This is a genomic window from Pseudomonas sp. (assembly GCF_048265905.1).
Lineage (GTDB): Bacteria > Pseudomonadota > Gammaproteobacteria > Pseudomonadales > Pseudomonadaceae > Aquipseudomonas.
This window is the reverse complement of record NZ_JBLXAP010000007.1, coordinates 141,061-160,226: the sequence shown is the minus strand read 5'-3', so window position 1 is coordinate 160,226 and position 19,166 is coordinate 141,061. Positions and strand designations below refer to the sequence as shown.

Annotated in this window: 15 protein-coding genes; 11 read left to right on the top strand and 4 right to left on the bottom strand. The window is 50.9% G+C overall.

Annotation, left to right across the window (positions count from 1 at the left end; all coding sequences use genetic code 11):
• The first annotated feature begins 158 nt into the window (after window positions 1-158).
• Window positions 159-644 carry a glutathione peroxidase gene (locus ACN0UH_RS11935; protein ID WP_417662241.1) on the top strand — a complete coding sequence of 162 codons (486 nt, stop codon included), beginning with the start codon at window positions 159-161 and terminating at the stop codon, window positions 642-644.
• Window positions 641-1,102 (top strand): MarR family winged helix-turn-helix transcriptional regulator, encoded by a 462-nt coding sequence (locus tag ACN0UH_RS11930; protein WP_417662240.1) that lies wholly within the window; start codon window positions 641-643, stop codon window positions 1,100-1,102. The genes ACN0UH_RS11935 and ACN0UH_RS11930 overlap by 4 nt, the downstream gene beginning before the upstream one ends.
• On the opposite strand, the gene ACN0UH_RS11925 is transcribed toward ACN0UH_RS11930, so the two are convergent.
• Window positions 1,086-3,401, bottom strand: a complete 2,316-nt coding sequence (locus ACN0UH_RS11925) for a response regulator (RefSeq protein ID WP_417662239.1) — start codon at window positions 3,399-3,401, stop codon at window positions 1,086-1,088. The genes ACN0UH_RS11930 and ACN0UH_RS11925 overlap by 17 nt on opposite strands.
• Window positions 3,402-3,719: 318 nt before the next feature.
• Between ACN0UH_RS11925 and ACN0UH_RS11920 the strand changes: the two genes are divergently transcribed.
• Both ACN0UH_RS11920 and ACN0UH_RS11915 read left to right on the top strand, forming a co-directional pair.
• The gene (locus tag ACN0UH_RS11920; protein WP_417662238.1) at window positions 3,720-4,613 is read left to right on the top strand and encodes an ATP-binding protein; all 894 of its coding nucleotides are present in this window, start codon (window positions 3,720-3,722) and stop codon (window positions 4,611-4,613) included.
• Window positions 4,606-5,088: a GAF domain-containing protein gene (locus ACN0UH_RS11915; protein ID WP_417662237.1), complete on the top strand. Its 483-nt coding sequence runs from the start codon at window positions 4,606-4,608 to the stop codon at window positions 5,086-5,088. The genes ACN0UH_RS11920 and ACN0UH_RS11915 overlap by 8 nt, the downstream gene beginning before the upstream one ends.
• A gap of 106 nt (window positions 5,089-5,194) precedes the next feature.
• Here the strand turns inward: ACN0UH_RS11915 and ACN0UH_RS11910 are convergent, their stop codons facing one another.
• Window positions 5,195-6,271 carry a 3-deoxy-7-phosphoheptulonate synthase gene (locus ACN0UH_RS11910; protein WP_417662298.1) on the bottom strand — a complete coding sequence of 359 codons (1,077 nt, stop codon included), beginning with the start codon at window positions 6,269-6,271 and terminating at the stop codon, window positions 5,195-5,197.
• 439 nt (window positions 6,272-6,710) lie between these two features.
• On the opposite strand from ACN0UH_RS11910, the gene ACN0UH_RS11905 reads away from it, so the two are divergent.
• From ACN0UH_RS11905 to cysB, 4 genes are all read left to right on the top strand, one after another.
• A complete protein-coding gene (locus ACN0UH_RS11905) occupies window positions 6,711-7,667 on the top strand; it encodes a putative 2-dehydropantoate 2-reductase (RefSeq protein ID WP_417662236.1) in 957 nt (318 codons plus the stop codon).
• 7 nt (window positions 7,668-7,674) lie between these two features.
• On the top strand, window positions 7,675-8,580 hold the full coding sequence (locus ACN0UH_RS11900) for a 5'-nucleotidase (protein ID WP_417662235.1): 906 nt from the start codon (window positions 7,675-7,677) through the stop codon (window positions 8,578-8,580).
• Between the two features lie 168 nt (window positions 8,581-8,748).
• A complete protein-coding gene (locus tag ACN0UH_RS11895) occupies window positions 8,749-9,261 on the top strand; it encodes a universal stress protein (RefSeq protein WP_417662234.1) in 513 nt (170 codons plus the stop codon).
• Window positions 9,262-9,426: 165 nt separating this feature from the next.
• Window positions 9,427-10,401, top strand: coding sequence for an HTH-type transcriptional regulator CysB (gene cysB, locus ACN0UH_RS11890; RefSeq protein WP_417662233.1), 975 nt, complete (start codon window positions 9,427-9,429; stop codon window positions 10,399-10,401).
• Between the two features lie 68 nt (window positions 10,402-10,469).
• Here the strand turns inward: cysB and ACN0UH_RS11885 are convergent, their stop codons facing one another.
• Window positions 10,470-11,204, bottom strand: coding sequence for a phosphoadenylyl-sulfate reductase (locus tag ACN0UH_RS11885; protein WP_417662232.1), 735 nt, complete (start codon window positions 11,202-11,204; stop codon window positions 10,470-10,472).
• A gap of 189 nt (window positions 11,205-11,393) precedes the next feature.
• Here ACN0UH_RS11885 and thrH point away from each other — a divergent pair, with 189 nt between their 5' ends.
• The gene (gene thrH / locus ACN0UH_RS11880) at window positions 11,394-12,011 is read left to right on the top strand and encodes a bifunctional phosphoserine phosphatase/homoserine phosphotransferase ThrH (protein WP_417662231.1); all 618 of its coding nucleotides are present in this window, start codon (window positions 11,394-11,396) and stop codon (window positions 12,009-12,011) included.
• Between the two features lie 54 nt (window positions 12,012-12,065).
• Here the strand turns inward: thrH and pabB are convergent, their stop codons facing one another.
• On the bottom strand, window positions 12,066-13,412 hold the full coding sequence (gene pabB / locus ACN0UH_RS11875; RefSeq protein WP_417662230.1) for an aminodeoxychorismate synthase component I: 1,347 nt from the start codon (window positions 13,410-13,412) through the stop codon (window positions 12,066-12,068).
• A 170-nt stretch (window positions 13,413-13,582) separates the two neighbouring features.
• On the opposite strand from pabB, the gene ACN0UH_RS11870 reads away from it, so the two are divergent.
• A complete protein-coding gene (locus ACN0UH_RS11870) occupies window positions 13,583-16,306 on the top strand; it encodes a LuxR C-terminal-related transcriptional regulator (RefSeq protein ID WP_417662297.1) in 2,724 nt (907 codons plus the stop codon).
• Window positions 16,303-19,026 carry a LuxR C-terminal-related transcriptional regulator gene (locus ACN0UH_RS11865; protein ID WP_417662229.1) on the top strand — a complete coding sequence of 908 codons (2,724 nt, stop codon included), beginning with the start codon at window positions 16,303-16,305 and terminating at the stop codon, window positions 19,024-19,026. Before ACN0UH_RS11870 ends, ACN0UH_RS11865 begins: the two co-directional genes overlap by 4 nt.
• Window positions 19,027-19,166 lie beyond the last annotated feature (140 nt).

Sequence of the window (19,166 nt, the reverse complement as noted above, 5' to 3'; positions counted from 1 at the left end):
GGGTTACGGGATGTCCAGAAATTAGCAGGCTTTGCATGCATGGATATTTGGCATGTTTAGTGAGCTGAATATCAGGCATAACTGTCATGTATTTAGATTGTGTGCAATTTAATTGCGAGCTATCTTTATTTCAAATCACTGCAATATGAGTAAATACCGTGACTGACGCATTACTTGATATCCCGTGCACCACTATCACCGGTGAGCAAAAGACCCTTGCTGATTTTGCCGGCAAAGCTGTTTTGGTGGTCAATACCGCCAGTAAGTGTGGGTTCACTCCGCAATACAAAGGTCTTGAAGCACTTTGGCAAAGTTATAAAGACCAAGGTCTGGTTATCTTGGGGTTCCCATGTAACCAGTTCGGTAAGCAAGAGCCGGGCGATGAGGGGGAGATTTCTCAGTTTTGCGAGCTTAATTTTGGTGTGAGCTTCCCGCTGTTTAAGAAAGTTGATGTCAACGGCAGTAATGCCCATCCTTTGTTTGTCTCGTTAAAGCAACGTGCCCCCGGCCTGCTTGGCAGCAAAGGCATCAAATGGAATTTCACCAAGTTCTTGCTCAGTGCGGACGGCACTCAGGTGAAACGCTTTGCTCCAACGACCAAGCCTGCAGACCTGGCTAACGAGATTGAAGCACTGCTGAAATGAAGCCTGAATTGTCGCTGCAACTTGATGACCAGCTCTGTTTTAAGCTGTATGCCGCATCGCGCGCTGTCGTGCGTGCATACAAGCCGATGCTTGACCAACTGGGGCTGACGTATCCGCAGTATCTGGTGATGTTGGTGCTGTGGGAGTGGCAGCAAGCCGCGCCCGAGCAGCCGACGGTTAAAGCGCTGGGGGCAAGATTGTTGCTTGATTCCGGCACCTTGACGCCACTGCTTAAGCGTCTTGAGCAGCAAAGCTTGTTGATTCGCCAGCGTTCAGCCACTGATGAGCGGGCGGTGAATCTGAAGCTAACCGCGCAAGGCGTGCAGTTGCGTGAACGAGTCGTGCCGCTCAAAGCGCAACTGATCTGTGAATCAGGGGCCGACTTAAACGAGCTTGAGGAGTTACGCGCTCAAGTTGGCGGGCTGCTTGAGCGCATTACGCCTATGCTCGGTTATTGAGTCCGTTTTCAAGAACGGTGATCAGTTCTTCACGGGTAAATGGCTTGGCCAGATAATCGTTCATACCGGCGGCTTTGCAATTCTGCCGCTCATCGCTAAGGGCGTTGGCGGTGAGCGCGATAATTGGCAGGTTTACATATAGACCGCTCTGGCGAATGCGCCGGCTGGCCTCGTAACCGTCCATGACCGGCATATTGCAGTCCATCAGCACGATATCGATGACATGCTCGTTGAGTTGTTTGAGCGCATGTTCGCCATCGTTCGCGATGATCACCTTGTACCCCAGCTTGATAAGCATGCCCTTCGCGACTAATTGATTAACCGGATTGTCTTCAACCAACAGCACGCACGCTTTGTAGTCAGCTTCGGCAGACAGTTCTGGGTGGTTTATCAACGCCCGGGGCTGTGTGTTGAAATGACGTTCCAGGGCATGACGCAAAACTTTTTGCGGCAGTGGACGTGCCAGCTGCTCAAGCGGTGCTAGTGATTTTGCCTGCTCCGGCGCTAGAAAGCTGCCATAGGCTGTGACCAGTAAGATCGGTGCCTGACAGTTAAGCCGGGTGCTGTATAGACACTCCGGGCAGTCGCTGATGACAATGTCTGCAGTCGGTCCAAGCAGGCTGGCATCGGTGTCCAGTCGTTGATATTCAAGCCCCCAATGCGGCAGCAGAACCTTGAGCATTTCGTTGAGGCCAGAGCTGACTGAAGTCAGGCTGATGACTTTGCCAGTCAAGGGTTGATAAACAGTCGGTGGGGCGGAGGCTTTAAGAGGTAAGCGAACTGTAAACTCTGAGCCAAAACCGAGTTTTGACTGCAGGTTAAGTTGCCCCTGCATTATTTCACACAGATGGCGGCTTAAGGCCAAACCTAGGCCGGTGCCGCCGTATTGACGGGTAATGCCTGCATCAGCCTGGGCAAACGGCTCGAAGATCAATTCATAAGCTTCTTCAGTGATGCCGATACCGGTATCACGAACGATAAATTCGATGTCTGCTCCCGCAGGCCTGACGCGAACGTCAACGCGCCCGAAGCGAGTGAACTTCAGCGCGTTGGATATCAAGTTGCTAACCACTTGTCCCACCCGTGTCGGGTCGCCAAACACTTCGGCCGGCAGTTCGGGATCAATTAAACACGTCAGCTCAACACCGGGGCTGGCGTTTTGCGAGAGTAGGCTGGCGTTGTCTTCGACCAGAGCCCTGAGGTCGAATGAAATGTGTTCGAGTTGTAGCTGGCCAGACTCAAACTTTGACAGATCGAGAATGTCATTGAGTAGATCGACCAGCACTTTGCCGGAGTGATGGGCAATGCTCAGTTGTTGCTGTTGCTCGCTGTTGGATGGGGTGTCGAGTGCCAGCGAGAGCATGCCAAGCAAACCATTTAAAGGTGTGCGTATTTCATGGCTCATGTTGGCCAGAAATGAGGCGCGGCTATGTGCCGTCTGCAACGCTTGTTGCTGGGCATGTTCCAGCTCGTGATTGGATTTGAGCAGGCGTGCGTTGGTTGCTTTCAGTTCTGTGGTGCGTTGTGCTACGGCACTTTCCAGTTCAAGCAGGGATTGGTTGAGGCGTTGTTCGGCATTTTTACGTTGTTTGATTTCATCATCAATGCTGATTAGCTGTCGGTTAGCCACAGCGACTAATGTGCCAATTTCATCGTGTTCATGGCCGGGCGGGCAGGGCAGCGAGGCTGTATTGGGCCTGTTGACGTTACGTGAGCTAAGCGCTTTGACGACCTCGATCAGCGGCTTGGTCAGCATGAAATAAAACAATACCAGCAGGATCAGCGAGAGCAGCAAGGTGCGGGCAAAGCCGGTCATGATGGTCAGCATCGAGCGGCGCAGGAAGTTGCTGCCAAACGCATAGGTGTCGACTTCGATACGCAATGAACCGAGTTTTTCTTCTGGGGCGCGATCAATCAGTAGCATGCGCTCAAACTGACGACGTGCGCCGAATAAGTAATCGCTGATAAACCGGTATTGGCTGACGCTGGCTGGGCGTGAAGCATGGGCCATGAGGCTGCTGTCGGCAGAGATGATGCTCGCATCGATCACCGCTGGTGAGCGTAATAAGCCAGCAACGAGCTCTTGAGCCAGCTCGGCATCTATATTGTAGGCAATGCGCGATGCCGGGTTATAACTGGTGTCGAGTAATGCCTGAATCTCACGATCGATGGAAGCGTCTTCACTGACGTAATCGATACCCACCTGAATAATGCTCAGGACTGTGCCAAGAATAAACGCAACCAACACAGTAAGGCTGGCCTGTTTATAAGAAAGGCGGTGGGTTAACGATATTTCCATAATTGCAGGGCGGCCTATTGGTTACAGCGGGCAAGCATAGCTGATGTTGGAGCAGGGCTGACAGCTTGAGTTTATCTGTTATTAGCTAGGTGCCGCAGTGGCTTATATCGCAGCTTTTAATTTTTGAAATGCCGCGCCAGGCGCGTAAACTTGCTAGCCCTGTCGTATCGCTGGGGGCTTTTGGAATAGGTCGTGGGTTGAGGCGGCGCATAGCGCTAAGATGCTGTCACTTTCAAAGTATCGCTGGGTTGATTACGACACAAATACCCGTCTGCAGGAAGGCAGTGATATTGATTGCCAAGTCCAGGAGTGTGAGTTGTGGATTCGCGGATAATAGATTTTATACAGCGTGCTGAAGATGTGTTGGCGCGCTTGGAGCCGCTGTTGCCGGCAGAACCGGTAGTGATTGACTGGCAGCACAGCTTGGCTGCACGTTGGCATCGGGAAGGGCGCGGTGGTTTTTTACAGCCGCTCAAGGTGAGCCTCGATCTTAAGTTAACGGATCTGATTGGCGTCGATACACAGCGTGAGCAGTTGTCGCGCAACACTTCGCAGTTTGTTCGCGGGTTACCGGCCAATCACGCGTTGCTGTGGGGCTCCAGGGGGACAGGCAAGTCTTCTTTGATTCGTGCCTTGCTGGCTGCCCATGCAGAAAGTGGTTTGCGGTTGATTGAAATTGAACGTGACCATCTGGCGGATCTGCCGCGTGTGGTCGAGTCGTTGTCGGGGCTAAAGCAGCGTTTCATTTTGTTTTGCGACGATTTGTCGTTTGAAGCGGGCGAGGGCGATTATCGCATTCTCAAAAGCGTGCTTGATGGTTCATTGGAGCGCGCGCCGGATAATGTCTTGCTCTACGCGACATCGAACCGTCGCCACTTGGTGCCGGAAAAAGAAAGCGATAACCAGAATTATAAAATGGTGGACGCAGAGCTGCATCCCAGCGAGGCAGTCGAAGACAAGATTGCCTTGTCTGACCGTTTTGGCCTATGGATATCCTTCTACCCATTCACTCAGGACCACTTCTTAAGTGTCGTGCGCCATTGGGTGACGGTACAGGCTGCTGCGGCAGGTTTGCAGTGGGTTTGGGATGAGTCGTTAGAAAAAGCAGCAATTCGTTGGGCAACAGGGCGCGGTAATCGTAATGGTCGCTGCGCTTATCAATTCGCCCGCTATTGGGTTGGACTACAACTTTTAGAGAGTGCCGATGTTTGAGTTAGAGCGCGCCGCTGCAGGCGTTGAAGATTACCCGATGCTGGTCGCGCAACTAGAATCTTTGCTGGCGGATGAGCGAGACTTTATTGCTAATGCCGCACAGTTTTCTGCATTTCTATTCCAGCAAATACCAGACTTGAACTGGGCGGGCTTTTATCTGGCGCGTGACAATGAGCTGGTGCTTGGGCCGTTTCAGGGCAAGGTTGCCTGTGTACGTATCCCGTTCGGACGCGGTGTCTGCGGTGCAGCAGCGCAAACCCAGCAAACTCAGCGAATCGAGGATGTTCATGCGTTTGCTGGGCATATCGCTTGCGACAGTGCATCGAATAGCGAGCTGGTCGTACCGCTACTGAAGGCCGGGCGGCTGATCGGCGTGCTTGATCTAGACAGCCCGAAAGAGGGTCGCTTCACCGCTGAAGATCAGGTCGGTGTCGAGCAAATGGTTGAGGTGTTTTTACGGCTGACAGATTGCTGATTCATCTGGTACCAGCCAATCACCAATAAGCCCGCATTTACGCGGGCTTATTGGTGATTGCGAACCTAAACGCTCGGGCCCCTGGCAGGGCCATGAGCGTGGTGTTTTAGCCGCGCTTACGCTTAGGCAGGACATCTTTAAGCTTGGCGTGCATGCTACGCAGGGTGTTTTCTGTACTTTCCCAGTCAATACAGGCATCGGTAACGGATACGCCGTATTTAAGCTGTGACAAGTCTTTAGGGATCGACTGGCTGCCCCAGCCCAAGTGGCTTTCGACCATCAAGCCAACAATTGATTGATTGCCTTCGACAATCTGGTTGGCAACGTTGTCCATCACCAGTGGCTGAAGGGCTGGGTCTTTGTTGGAGTTGGCGTGGCTGCAATCGACCATGATGTTAGGCGTGATTCCAGCCTTGCTTAGCTCTTGCTCGCATATCGCAACGCTTACCGAATCATAGTTCGGCTTGCCATTACCACCGCGCAAGACTACGTGGCCGTATGCATTTCCTTTGGTGGTGACGATCGATACGCCGCCTTCCTGGTTGATACCGAGAAAACGGTGCGGGCTTGAAACCGACTGCAGAGCGTTGATCGCAACGGTAAGGCCGCCATCTGTACCATTCTTGAAACCGACCGCTGAAGACAAGCCCGAGGCCATTTCGCGGTGGGTTTGCGATTCAGTGGTGCGCGCGCCAATCGCTGACCAGCTAATAAGGTCTTGCAGGTACTGAGGCGAAATTGGGTCGAGCGCTTCGGTTGCTGTCGGCAGGCCCATTTCGGCCAAATCGCGCAGCAGGGTCCGGCCAATGTGCAGGCCATCCTGGATTTTGAATGAGTCATCCAAGTGCGGGTCGTTAATCAAGCCTTTCCAGCCCACGGTGGTACGTGGTTTTTCGAAATAGACGCGCATGACCAGATACAGCGTGTCAGACACTTCTGCCGCCAGTACTTTGAGGCGCTCGGCATATTCATGTGCCGCTTTAATGTCATGGATCGAGCAAGGGCCGACGACGACAAACAAACGATGGTCTTTACCATCAAGAATGTTACGTACGACTTCGCGGCCAGAGGCGACAGTGCGCAGAGCCGAGTCGGTCAGCGGAATTTCACGCTTGAGTTGCTCGGGGGTAATGAGCGTTTCGTTGGAAGCAACGTTCAGGTCATCAATCGGTAAATCAGCCATCGTGCTATTCATCAGTCAGATTCGTCAGGTCACGGGTGCCGGCCGCCAGCGTTCCCCGTGTGGCGGAGCACAGCAATAATGAGCACAGCGGGGAAACGGAACCTTATCGCGTAACAGGCGAGCTCGACAATGGTTGAAAGCAATTGTGCGGCAGATTAATCACGGTTTGGCAAATTAATGAGCGATTAGGGGCTTTGCAGGGCGAAACCAGCGTCCACCGGGTGTGAACTGAGACGGGGTTGCCCATTGCGCTATTCGTTTGAATCGGCGCTGCGAATAATCCCAGTATGGCTCAGCGTTATGAAGCATTTAACTTGTCAGCATTGTTTGCAGTTAAAGGTGGCAGTTTTTATGATCGATCGAATTGTCCGTTACGAGCAGATGATCTGCGTATCGCTTTGGATGCAGCTTTTTCGTATCCACCAGAGGAGTTTCCTTGATGTCCACAACACAACGCCCGCGCATCGGCATTATTGGCACCGGCGCTATCGGTGGTTTTTATGGCTTGATGCTCGCAAGAGCAGGTTTCGACGTGCACTTTTTACTGCGCAGCGAGTACTCAGCAGTCGCTACACATGGTCTTCAGCTCAATAGTGCTGTGCATGGGCCATTGGCCTTGCATCCGGTTCAAGCCTATAACAATGCTGAAGATATGCCACGTTGCGATTGGTTGCTGGTGGGCGCTAAAACCAGTAGCAATGCGTCATTAGTCCCTGCGATTACCCAAGCGGCTGCCGATGGCGCCAAGGTATTGCTGCTGCAAAATGGTTTGGCGGTTGAAGATGAGTTACGACCTTTGCTGCCAGCCAACCTGCATTTGCTCGGTGGTTTGTGTCTGATTTGTGTGCATCGTGCAACTGCCGGGGTCATTGAGCATCAAGCACTGGGCACGGTTAACATTGGTTATCACTCAGGCCCGGCAACAGCAGAGGAGCGCCAGCAGATTACGGCTGCTGGGGCCGCGATGTTCAACGCGGCGGGCGTTGATGCCATGGCCGCAACTGAGTTGGCAGAGGCGCGTTGGAAAAAACTGGTGTGGAATGTGCCGTATAACGGTTTGTCGGTGTTGCTCAATGCAGGCACTACTGCGTTGATGGGCGACCTGAACAGTCGCGCATTGATCGCTTCGATCATGGATGAGGTCGTTGCTGGCGCTGCTGCGTGCGGCTATCAAATCCAGGCCGATTTCGCCGCGAAAATGCTTAAGGCAACAGAGCGTATGCCTGATTACTTGCCTAGCATGTACCATGACTACAAACACCGCCGGCCGCTCGAACTACACGCTATTTATGCCGCGCCGCTAGCTGCGGCAACTGCCGCTGGATGCTCAATGCCACGTATTGAAGCGTTGTACCAAGCGCTGCAATTTATAGATCAACGCAATACTCAAAATTGAGGTCACTATGAGCAAGGTTCTGGGCGACAAATTGGTCCTGGCGATTTCCTCTAGCGCCTTGTTCGATCTACGTGAAAGCCACAAAGTCTATGTCGGCGAGGGCGTTGCGGCTTATCGCCAGTATCAGATTGATCATGAGGACGAGATTCTTATGCCGGGCGATGCTTTTGCGTTGGTCGAAAAGCTGCTCGCGCTCAATCAAACCTTGGGGCAACAGCGGGTAGAGGTCATTCTGGTGTCGCGCAACAGTGCCGATACCGGATTGCGCGCGTTCAACTCAATCCAGCATTACGGGTTGGGCATTTCTCGGGCTGCATTTGTCGGCGGTCGTAGCCCTGATCCCTATTTGGCTGCGTTTGGTTGCCATTTGTTTTTATCGACCCATGCTGATGATGTCCGCAGCGCGCTACGTGCAGGTTTTGGCGCGGCGACAATCCTTTCCGGTGGCAGCCGACGAGAAGCGAGCAATGAACTCAGGATCGCCTTTGATGGTGATGCGGTTTTGTTCTCTGATGAGTCTGAGCGAGTTTATCAGTCAGGCGGGTTGGAGGCGTTTCAAAGTCACGAGAAGCTGTCCGCCCGGGAGTTACTCGGTGGTGGGCCGTTCAAACCGTTTCTTGCGGCCCTGCATAAGTTGCAGCAAGAGTTTGCTGAAGAGTCTTGCCCGATACGCACGGCGCTGGTCACTGCACGTTCTGCGCCTGCTCACGAGCGCGTTATCCGCACCTTACGCGAGTGGAATATCCGCTTGGATGAGTCGTTTTTTCTCGGTGGCCTGGATAAGTCATCGATTCTCAACACATTTGGTGCCGATGTGTTTTTTGACGACCAAGCCAGCCACTGCGAAAAAGCCCGTGAAGTTGTCGCCACCGGTCACGTGCCGCACGGCGTGAGTAACGAATTACAGGAGTAATCCGTGAGCTTTGAGGTCGTGCTCTTATGACCTTCCCTGAACTGTGAAGCCCTTGGTACATGAGCTTACAGGCTTCCACTGATCTTATTTAAGCACGCTTTTAAATTGACATGCTGGCGTCACTGCTAAGCTCAAGTATGACCCGTCATGCGGGTACAAGGAGCCAGCATGATCCGAACTATTCTCTATGCCACCGACCTTGGGCTCTACGCGCCGTATGTTTTGCAGCATGCGTTAGCAATGACCCGAGCATTCAATGCCAGCTTGTATGTGATCCATGCTGTGGAGCCCATGGGATTATTTGCAGAATCAGTACTTAAAACCTATCTCGATGAGGAGCATTTGAAAACGCTCCGCCATAACGGCCTGGAAACAGTGATGGCAGGAATTGAGGCGCGAGTCTTGGAAGGATTCAAGGATGAAATAGCCGATTCTCCGGACGACCTTGCGCTGATTCGAGCTGTACGCGTAGTGCAGGGCGATCCGCCGCAGATGATATTGGCTGAAGCGCAGAAACTAGAGGTGGATTTGTTAGTCATAGGCAGTCATAGCCACGGAACTGATCAGGAGATTCCAATGGGCCGAACCGCTGCACGACTATTACAGTTAGCCGAGGTTCCGGTGTACATGGTGCCGATGTTGCAGCATCGCAGCCGCGGTGATGCGGGGATTATTTTCTGAACTAATGGGGTAGTGAGTGAAGGTTGCCACGGATGCTGCGGTTGCTAGATAACGATTAAAACTGCAATTTTTTTAAAATCGTCTAAATTGAACGATTGAACCGTTCTTATGGTTATATAAAGCAGCCGAAATTAGCACGGCGCTTATCTGCTTTGAGGGATTGTTATGAAGCTCCAGCAATTGCGCTACATCTGGGAAGTTGCGCACCACGATCTCAACGTGTCTGCTACTGCACAGAGTCTGTACACCTCACAACCGGGCATCAGTAAGCAGATTCGTCTATTGGAGGATGAGCTGGGAGTTGAAGTCTTCGCACGCAGCGGTAAGCACCTGACTCGGGTAACGCCAGCAGGTGAGCGAATTATTACCACTGCAGGCGAAATTCTGCGCAAGGTCGAAAGCATCAAGCAGATCGCTCAGGAATTCTCCAATGAAAAGAAGGGCACGCTATCAATTGCCACCACCCATACTCAGGCACGCTACGCATTGCCCAAGGTGATCAGTGGTTTTATCAAGCAATACCCTGATGTATCTCTGCACATGCACCAGGGAACGCCGTTGCAGATCGCCGAAATGGCGGCCGATGGAACGGTTGATTTCGCCATTGCAACAGAAGGACTAGAGCTGTTTAACGATCTGGTAATGATGCCGTGCTATCGCTGGAACCGTTGCGTGGTAGTCCCGCAAGGTCATCCGCTGACTAAGCTGCCCAAACTAACGCTGGAAGCCTTGGCTGAGTATTCGATTGTCACCTATGTGTTTGGGTTTACCGGGCGGTCCAAGCTCGATGAGGCCTTTAGTCATCGTGGCCTGACGCCTAAAGTGGTGTTTACCGCAGCAGATGCTGACGTAATCAAAACCTACGTGCGCTTAGGCTTGGGGGTTGGGATCGTCGCAGAAATGGCGGTTGATGCGGTGCTTGATCCTGATTTGGTTGTGCTTGATGCCAGCGAGCTGTTTGAGCCGAGTGTGACCAAAATTGGCTTCCGTCGTGGCACATTCCTGCGCGGGTTTATGTGTGACTTTATCGAGAAGTTTGCCCCTCACCTGACTCGCGAAGTATTGGCCAAGGCGGTGCAGTGCCATAACAAGTCTGAGCTTGAAGAATTGTTTGAAGGCGTTGAACTGCCGACCTATTGATTCGTCAGCTACAAAAAAACCGGCAATTGCCGGTTTTTTTCGTTTCATGGCTTACTTGGGCGAACTGATCAAATTTTGCTGATGATGTTGCCAGCGTGCAAGCCACATTCTTTTTGCGTTGCCTCTTCCCACCACCAGCGACCTTCTCGCTCGTGCTGGTTGGGGAGGACAGGGCGGGTGCATGGCTCACAACCGATGCTGATGAAACCACGTTCGTGCAGCGAGTTGTATGGCAGCTCGAGTGCACGAATGTAGTTCCACACCTCCTCACTGGACATTTGCGCCAATGGATTGAACTTGTACAGCGGGCGATCTGGCAAGGAGAAAGCCCCATCCACTTCAAGCACTGCAACTTCACTGCGTGTGCTCGGGCTTTGATCACGGCGCTGCCCGGTCGCCCAGGCTTTTACGGTCGACAGCTTGCGTCGTAGAGGCGCTGTTTTACGGATACCACAGCACTCGGAATGACCGTCTTTGTAGAAGCTGAACAGGCCTTTTTCTTTGACCATAGGCTCTAGCGCGGCAGGGTCGGGCGATAGAATGTCGATGCTGATGCCGTAGTGCTCACGAACCTGGTCTATGAAACGGTAGGTCTCGGGATGTAGGCGGCCTGTATCGAGGCTAAAGACTTTGACACCTTTGTTGATCTTCCAAGCCATATCCAGCAGTACTACATCTTCAGCACCACTGAAAGAAATCCACAGCTCGTCGCCAAAGTTCTCGAAGGCGAGCTTGAGGATTTCTTGCGGTGATTTTGTGGCGTAAGTTGCCGCCGTTTCAGCTATATCAAATGGGTGACTCATCAGGGGTTGTTCCTAATTCTCATGGCGCTGGGCGCTTTGTGCCGTCGATATTAACAAATGGTGGATATGCGTCTAAATAACCAACAGCCATGATGACTGATGGTTTTGTATATATAGAGGTACGTTGCGCAGTGTTTGGGGAGCCGTTAGAGTGCCGTCTTCATATAAAAATACAGCTAGGAGTGTCCTGTGGAAATCGCTTGTCTCGACCTTGAAGGCGTACTGGTACCTGAGATATGGATCGCTTTTGCGGAGAAAACCGGTATCGAGTCGCTTAAGGCGACAACCCGCGATATTCCTGACTACGACGTGCTGATGCAGCAACGTTTGCGCATTCTGGACGAGCATGGTTTGAAACTGGCCGACATTCAGGAAGTGATTGCTACGTTAAAGCCGCTTGATGGCGCAGTTGAATTTGTTGACTGGTTACGTGAGCGTTTTCAGGTCGTCATCCTGTCAGACACTTTCTATGAGTTCTCGCAACCGTTGATGCGTCAATTGGGCTTTCCTACTTTGCTTTGCCACAAGCTGGTCACTGATGAAAATGATCGTGTTGTCAGCTACCAGTTGCGCCAAAAAGATCCAAAGCGCCAGTCGGTTATCGCCCTGAAGAGCCTTTACTACCGGATTATCGCAGCGGGCGATTCGTACAATGACACCACCATGCTCGGCGAAGCGCATGCCGGTATTTTGTTCCATGCGCCTGACAATGTGATCCGCGAGTTTCCGCAATTTCCAGCTGTGCATACCTTTGAAGACTTAAAGCGCGAGTTTCTTAAAGCATCAAATCGAGAGCTGAGCTTGTAGGCTTTGATTGATAACAAAAACTCGCTTAAGGCGAGTTTTTGTCTTTATAGATGTTTACTTGAGTTGTTCGAGGGTGCGCAACAGCACATCAACCTTGGTCAGCGATTCCTGATATTCAGCTTGCCACTGCGAGTCTGCAACAATCCCGCCACCGCCCCAGCAACTGATGGTGCCGTCTTTGGCAAGCAGGCTGCGAATCGTAATGGAGCTGTCCATCTCTCCGCGTATATCCAAATAAAATAACGAACCGCAATAAAGCCCGCGGCGAGTCAATTCTAGTTCATCAATTATTTGCATTGCTCGAATCTTGGGGGCCCCGGTAATCGAGCCGCCAGGAAAGCTGCAGGCAAGTAAATCGAGTGGATCTTTACCGTCCGCCAGTTGACCAGTAACAGCGCTGACTAGGTGATGTACATTGGGGTAGCTTTCAATAACAAAAAGCTCAGGCACTTTTACCGAACCCGCTTTGCAGCAGCGACCAAGGTCGTTGCGTAACAGATCGACGATCATTAGGTTTTCGGCTCGATCTTTAGTGCTGGCTAATAATTCCGCAGCCTGCGCTGCATCTTTGTCTGGGTCGATTTCGCGTGGGCGCGTGCCTTTGATAGGGCGGGTCTCAACTCTGCCTTGTTTAACGCGCATAAAGCGCTCAGGCGACAAGCTAATTATTGACGCCCCGTCAGGCAGGGCTAGAAAACCGGCAAACGGGGTTGGGCAAGCTGCACGTAGTGCTCGATACGCAAGCCATGGGTCACCTTTGTATTGAGCTTGGAAACGCTGAGCAAAATTTACTTGGTAGCAGTCGCCAGCCTGAATATAGGCATGGATTTTTCTGATTGCTTGGTGGTATTGGTCCTGGTTGGTATCGGCTTTGAAGCTATTGGTGAGTTGGAAACTCTTGGAGCTCTCAGTGACAGGTGATTCGAACAGAGCAATCAATCGGCTCCGCTCATCAAGGCTTACCTGCGGATGAAAGACCAATTGTGAGGTAAGCGATTGGTGATCCGTTATAAGTGCCCAAGCATACAAACCGACACGTGCGTCAGGCAATTTCAAGTCATCTACGGCAAGGTCGGTAATCGTTTCCAGGCGCCTGCCGAAATCATATCCGAAGTAACCAATTAATCCTCCGGCGAAAGGTAAACAGAGGTCTTCAGGCATTTCAGCGGTGCTTAAGGTGTTGCTTGCAACACGTAGTCTGTGCAGGAAGTCTTTGGCCGATTCTGCCTTTAGCGGGGTCATTTCAGCCAATGGCCAAGCGCTAATAAGATCATAGCGTCCATGCTGTGCCACCGGTCTTCCAGCATCAAGCAGGACTGCACCAGGGGCATTTCTCAGAAGACTGAAATATGAACCAGGGTCGGCTTTGTAGGGTAAAACATGAACCTGAAAAGTTGGCATAGGTGGCTTTCAAACAAGCATGAATATGCATTGTAAAGCGCCAAAGCCGCGGGGCCTATAGGTGTTGCTCGGTTTGCGTGCCAACACAGAGCTGATTAGTATGAACTGAGTTCAAGGAAAGTGAACGCGTACACCAATGTATGAATCACAGGGATCAGGTCATGGATGACATGAATGAAGTGCTGGATCAGCCTGCGGATTATAATCTGCCATCAGAAATTGTTTCGGCAGCTGTTTCAGAACGTTATATCGCAAGACCCACCATTCAATCAGCGCTTACGGCGCAACCCCTTGCACGTTTGATTTTGCTCTCAGCCCCTGCGGGCTTCGGCAAGACGCGTGAGTTGGTATCACTCGCAACAATAAGTGCTGATCGTGACAGCAGTGTTGCATGGCTAAAATTGACTGCAGAGTCAAATACATCGATAGGCTTTTTTCAGCAACTGTCTGATGCCTTGAGCGCAGCTTATGTCGGGCTGGGCGATGCATACCCTGCACTGAGCTCCAGTGAAGTCAGTGAAGCCAATGTGGACGCTGTGTCGCTTATGGAGTCTGTGCTGGGAAATATCCTAAAGCTACAGAGGCCTTTGTTGCTGGTGCTGGATGATTTCCAGTTCATTACCAGCCCTGATTTGCTGAGTGCTATCAACAGGCTCATCAACTATGCACCCGATGGATTTTCGCTGGCCATCGGTACCCGAGTGAGGCCGAAACTGAGTATGGCAACTTGGCGCGCAAAGGGGTATCTGGCCGAGATTGGTGAGCGTGAGTTGCGACTAAGTGAAGATGAAACACGACTTTACTTGCAGCGCAGTGGGCATAATCTCGATGCTATCGCCTTCAGAAAAATATACAGCTACACCGAAGGTTGGATCACAGGTGTACTGCAGGTTAGCGAGTGGTTAAAACTAAACTCGCAAAGAGTTGAGGCACTGTTTGACTTTCAGAGTGACAAGGCTTCGATTGGTACTTACTTGTCTAACGCCGTGTTCGATGCTTTGCCAGCGGAACAACAAGACGCACTGTTAAATTTGAGCGTGGTACAACGATTCAATGGCAGTTTGGTAACTACATTAACCAGCTGTGATGACGGACAGCAATTGCTGGAAAACTTTGAAAATTTACAGCTTTTCTTGATTCCGCTTGACCGTGACCGCCAATGGTTTCGATTTCACCGCTTCTTCGCCGAGTTTCTTCGTGCACGCTTAAGGCAACAAGATGCCGAGCGCTTTAAACAAATCCATTTTAATGCCAGCTTGTGGTTCACCAATAACCACATGCAAACTTTTGCGATTGAGCATGCTTATCACGCACAAGATTTGGAGTTATTGGCAGCGCTAATTGATGGTTGTGGTCTGAGTTTGATCAATCGTGGTCAGATTAGCCTGGTGCACAAATGGCGCCAGCATGTACCTGATGAAATTGCAGTCAAATACCCGGTGTTAGTACTTGGTGATCTGTGGGCACGCGTTGTCGATCTTGGTTTGGACGAAGCAAATCGTGCGCTTGATGAGCTTCTTCTACGCTGGGGCGACGGTGATGCGAAAGCACAGCTGACAGACAGTATGTTAGCTGCTCTGGCAATTAAGTCTTTGATTGCTTTGCAAAAGGATGATCTGCGCAGTTGCGTCAAGCTAGCGCGCCGGGTTGAGTTTCAGATGGGCACGCGGACTGCGTTTCTTGAAGTTGCGATGTTAGTCATAGGTGCTTTCGCCAACGTGATGATGGGATGGCACGAGGCTGCACGAAAGCTACTGACATTAGCGAATCAAAGAAACCACTTTCTCGCTGGTAATTACCTGCAGATGCACCTGATTAATGTTGAGGTGATGCTGCTAATTGAGCAGGGCAAGATCAAGCAAGCAGAACTACTTTTTGAGCGCCTTCGAGAGCGCACTATTTCTTGGTTCAACGAAAAGTCTAAAGCCTTGATTCTGCCAAAAATCACTCAGTGCCTGATCGCCTACCAGCAGGGCAGGTTTGAGGGCGTGGCTGAAACATTGAAGCGCATGTTGTCAGTTGTTGACGTTATCAGCCCAGTTGATATCTGTGCTCAGGGCACACTCTGTTTGGCGCATCTCCAGCACATGCAAGGCAATACCAAAGAAGCCAATTCGACATCGGTATATATGCAAAATCTAGCTGCGCGGAACAAAGCTTGGCGTTTCTACGCGCAAGCAGTGGGAGATGAAATTCTGCGTATTTTGCAAGATGTAGGTGATGACCGAGTCAAGCGCGCCGAGCAGCGTTTAAAAAGCATTAACTGGGATGAGCTAGCGACCAACTACACACACATGCGCTTGAATCCGGTGCTTTGGGTTCAGGGCCTATCACGGACTCGTTTGCAGCAAACACGTGGTCACTTCAGTGAAGCACTGCACGAAATAACGCAACTACGTGGAATGCTTTTGGATGACTGGGAGGGGCTTGAACGCATTCGCCTGGATCTTTTGGCTGCTCTTAGTTACCAGCAACTGGGATACCAAGAGCGCTCGCAGAGCTTGCTAGTACAGTGCTTGATCGCGGCCGAACGAGAAGATATTCGAAGCCTATTTCTGGAGGAGGGCGAGGCAGTTCGAAGCATGCTCCATCAACTCGAAACAGCTGAGCGTCAACCTGCGCTGCAGGTGTTTATTCGCGGTCTCTTAGCCCTCTGGCCTAGGCAATCCGCTGAGCGTCTACTGGAAACTGTTGAGGAAGAACTAACGGAGCGTGAACAAGAGGTGATCAAGCTCGCGGCACAAGGTATGTCCAATGATGAGATCGGTCGGCAACTGACGCTCGCGTTGGGTACCGTCAAGTGGCACCTGCATAACATTTACGAGAAGCTCAAAGTACGCAATCGCACCCAAGCGATTAGACGTGCTCGCGAGCTAGGGATGTTGGGATCATGAGTATTCAAAATGTATTAGCTTCTCCAGACTTCAGTGTTTTGCCAAGCAAGCTTAAGCCGGAAAGTTTCGGCACAGCCAGATTAATGCCACGCACCGCTCTGATCGATAAAATGTATAGCGCGCGTGAAAAACATTTAATGGTGTTGAGCGCTCCAGCCGGCTACGGAAAAAGTGCAGTTTTAACTGAGTATCGTCAGCGATTGTTGACTGAAGGGGCGAAGGTTGCGTGGCTATCTTGTGATGCGCTAGATACTGACCTAAAGCGTTTATTAAACTATCTATGCAACGCAATTGCAGACCAAATCCCTAGGTTTGCAGAAGCCATCATGTCCACCTTGACAGGCAACGATGAACTGCCGGAGCGTCAACTGCTGGAGTTGTTTGTCAGCAACCTACAGCAAGTTGGCGACGAGCTTTATGTGATAATAGACGACTTGCATCATCTCGATGGTTGCGGTTTTGCCGGGCTAATTGAAGCGGCGCTTAACGATATTCCCAGTCATATCCACTTCGTGGTTAGCACACGTTTTAAGGTCGGAATGTTTTGTGCTAAATCAGTCAGTAACAGCAACTCTTGCTGGTTTGATGTTTATGATTTGCGCTTTAGTCAGGATGAAGTGCATCAATATTATCGTGATATAAAATCGATTCAAGCCAGTGATGCAGACATTGCCCAAGTGTATGCGCAAACAGAGGGCTGGGTGACGGCTCTGCATTTAGCATCTCTTATGGTTCCTGCACTGAGTCGACGCTTCACGCCGACACCAAATATGCCGGGTACTGAGCGCAATCTTGCGGACTACTTCAGTGAAGATGTATTGGTTGATTTGCCGCTTGAGTTACAACGGTTTCTAAATTATACATCGGTACTGGATGAGTTTAATGCTGAATTATGTAACGCATTGACAGGCCGGGACGATGCGCAAAAAACCTTGAAGTACTTATGTGATGAGCAATTATTTATTGTCGAAGCACAACGCAAGGATGGGTGGTATCGCTATCACCCCTTATTTGCAGAATACCTTCAACGCCGACTGGAAACGACTGAAAGTCCTACTCACTTATTGCATGCTGCTGCGCATTGGTGTGAGTCAAGGGGATTGCCAGAAAAGGCGATTAAATATGCAGTCTATTCGCGTGATTATGCATTTGCTGCACAGTTGCTTGAAACGCATGGTTGGAAAGTTATTGCCGAGGAAAAAGTCTATCAAGTTCTCAGCTGTTTGCAGGCGATTCCGATTGAGGTTATTCAGGAGTATTGTGTTTTTCAAATATTCTTCGCATGGCAGCTAGCATTCGAGCAAAAGTACGCTGAGTCAGAGTCGTTGATTGAAGAAATTAGCTCTCACTTGAAGGATGGCAATATAGAGGATATGCGCCCCTGTTTTGTTGAGCTGCTGGCGGCCACGCAAATCATCAAAGCTCTTGTCTTACTCTATCAAGACAAGCTCGAAAGTTGTCTTAAAGTGACGGCGCACTGGTTGAAATTGGCACCTGGCTCACAGCCCTTGTTTTCTGCCTGTTTGTCATGCTTACAAGCAGCTTGCTATACGCTTCAGGGTGCTTATGCAGACGCTTCAAAATCAATTTTTGCCGCACGCTCAAAACTTAGCGAATGCCATAGTGATTATCTGAACGTTGTCACGAGCTTGATCGAGGTCTGCTTGTGCACTGAGCTTGGTGAGCTACGCAAAGGGTCAGAGATTGCTGAGCGTGCACGTGAGTTGACAGGTTGTTTCCTGGGGGAGCAGAGCCGTGTAGGGGGACCATTGTGGTTGGCCTCTGCCGATATTCTTTATGAGCAGGGCATAGATAAAGACGCTTTGAATGAGATTGCCCAGGCGACCGCTTGGCGTGATGTTGTTACACCGGTTGAGCTATTAAGCCGCGGCCAGCTAGCAATCGTGCGTAAGCGCTTTTATGAGGGGTACTGTGATCAAGCATTGCATGAGCTTGATGAGTGGCTTCTTAGCCTGCATGCTCCAGGTTATGAACGCGTATATGCACAGGCTATGAGCTGCAAAGTCCAGTTCTTGCTGTGGTTGCGTAGGCCCAATGAAGCCGAGCGTATTTGTTTGCAGCTTAAACAGCATCTCGCAATCTTGCCCACTAAGCGTCACGCAAACGCTAGCATCAGTTTGACTTTAGCTGAGGCTCGTCTGTCACTCTCTGAACGACGGGCGGATAAGGCCCTAGCGGCGCTCGAAGCTTGCCTGGCTGGTGATAACAGCCTGCCAATGAATGATCGAAACCTTAGGTTGTCCTTGTTACTTTCAGTTGCTTATTGGCGAAAAGGTAACACCCAGCGTTCGTTCGACTTGCTTAATGAGGTCGTTGAAAGTGGGGTAAGTCGCGGTTACCAGCGTTTGTTTATTGACGACGCTATCTGGTTAATGCCTGTAATGGATGCATGGATTTCTGCGGACAAAGCTGCGGCCGAGGCGTGGCAACCATTAGCAGAAATGCTTCGTGATCAATGTCAAAAATTCTCGATTGAATACCAGCAACTTGATGATAATCAAGATGTTAGTCACAGGGAACGAGAGATTCTTCGTTTCGTGGGTGCTGGCTTATCTAACCGTGATATTGCTCAAGCAGTGCATCTATCAGAAGCGACTATCAAATGGCACTTACATAACCTGTTTTCAAAAATGGGTGTGCGTAGTCGAACCCAAGCAGTACTCAAAGGCAAGAGTTTAGGGTTGTTGAGCGAGGCATAAGAAGCCTTTTAATGATGTGTTGATTTGATCCTCCATCCCTTGGTTAGGGAGGCAGCAGCGGATTGCGACAGTAGGTTTAAGGCAGGACTTGATGCAACAGCATCGAGAGTTCGGGGTGGCATGACTACGGAAGCAATGCC

Coding starts and splice junctions, on each gene's coding strand:
- ACN0UH_RS11930 (WP_417662240.1), top strand. CDS start 641: ATGAAGCCTGAATTGTCGCTGCAACTTGATGACCAGCTCTGTTTTAAG.
- ACN0UH_RS11925 (WP_417662239.1), bottom strand. CDS start 3,401: ATGGAAATATCGTTAACCCACCGCCTTTCTTATAAACAGGCCAGCCTT.
- ACN0UH_RS11915 (WP_417662237.1), top strand. CDS start 4,606: ATGTTTGAGTTAGAGCGCGCCGCTGCAGGCGTTGAAGATTACCCGATG.
- ACN0UH_RS11910 (WP_417662298.1), bottom strand. CDS start 6,271: ATGGCTGATTTACCGATTGATGACCTGAACGTTGCTTCCAACGAAACG.
- ACN0UH_RS11905 (WP_417662236.1), top strand. CDS start 6,711: ATGTCCACAACACAACGCCCGCGCATCGGCATTATTGGCACCGGCGCT.
- ACN0UH_RS11900 (WP_417662235.1), top strand. CDS start 7,675: ATGAGCAAGGTTCTGGGCGACAAATTGGTCCTGGCGATTTCCTCTAGC.
- ACN0UH_RS11895 (WP_417662234.1), top strand. CDS start 8,749: ATGATCCGAACTATTCTCTATGCCACCGACCTTGGGCTCTACGCGCCG.
- cysB (WP_417662233.1), top strand. CDS start 9,427: ATGAAGCTCCAGCAATTGCGCTACATCTGGGAAGTTGCGCACCACGAT.
- ACN0UH_RS11885 (WP_417662232.1), bottom strand. CDS start 11,204: ATGAGTCACCCATTTGATATAGCTGAAACGGCGGCAACTTACGCCACA.
- pabB (WP_417662230.1), bottom strand. CDS start 13,412: ATGCCAACTTTTCAGGTTCATGTTTTACCCTACAAAGCCGACCCTGGT.
- ACN0UH_RS11870 (WP_417662297.1), top strand. CDS start 13,583: ATGAATGAAGTGCTGGATCAGCCTGCGGATTATAATCTGCCATCAGAA.
- ACN0UH_RS11865 (WP_417662229.1), top strand. CDS start 16,303: ATGAGTATTCAAAATGTATTAGCTTCTCCAGACTTCAGTGTTTTGCCA.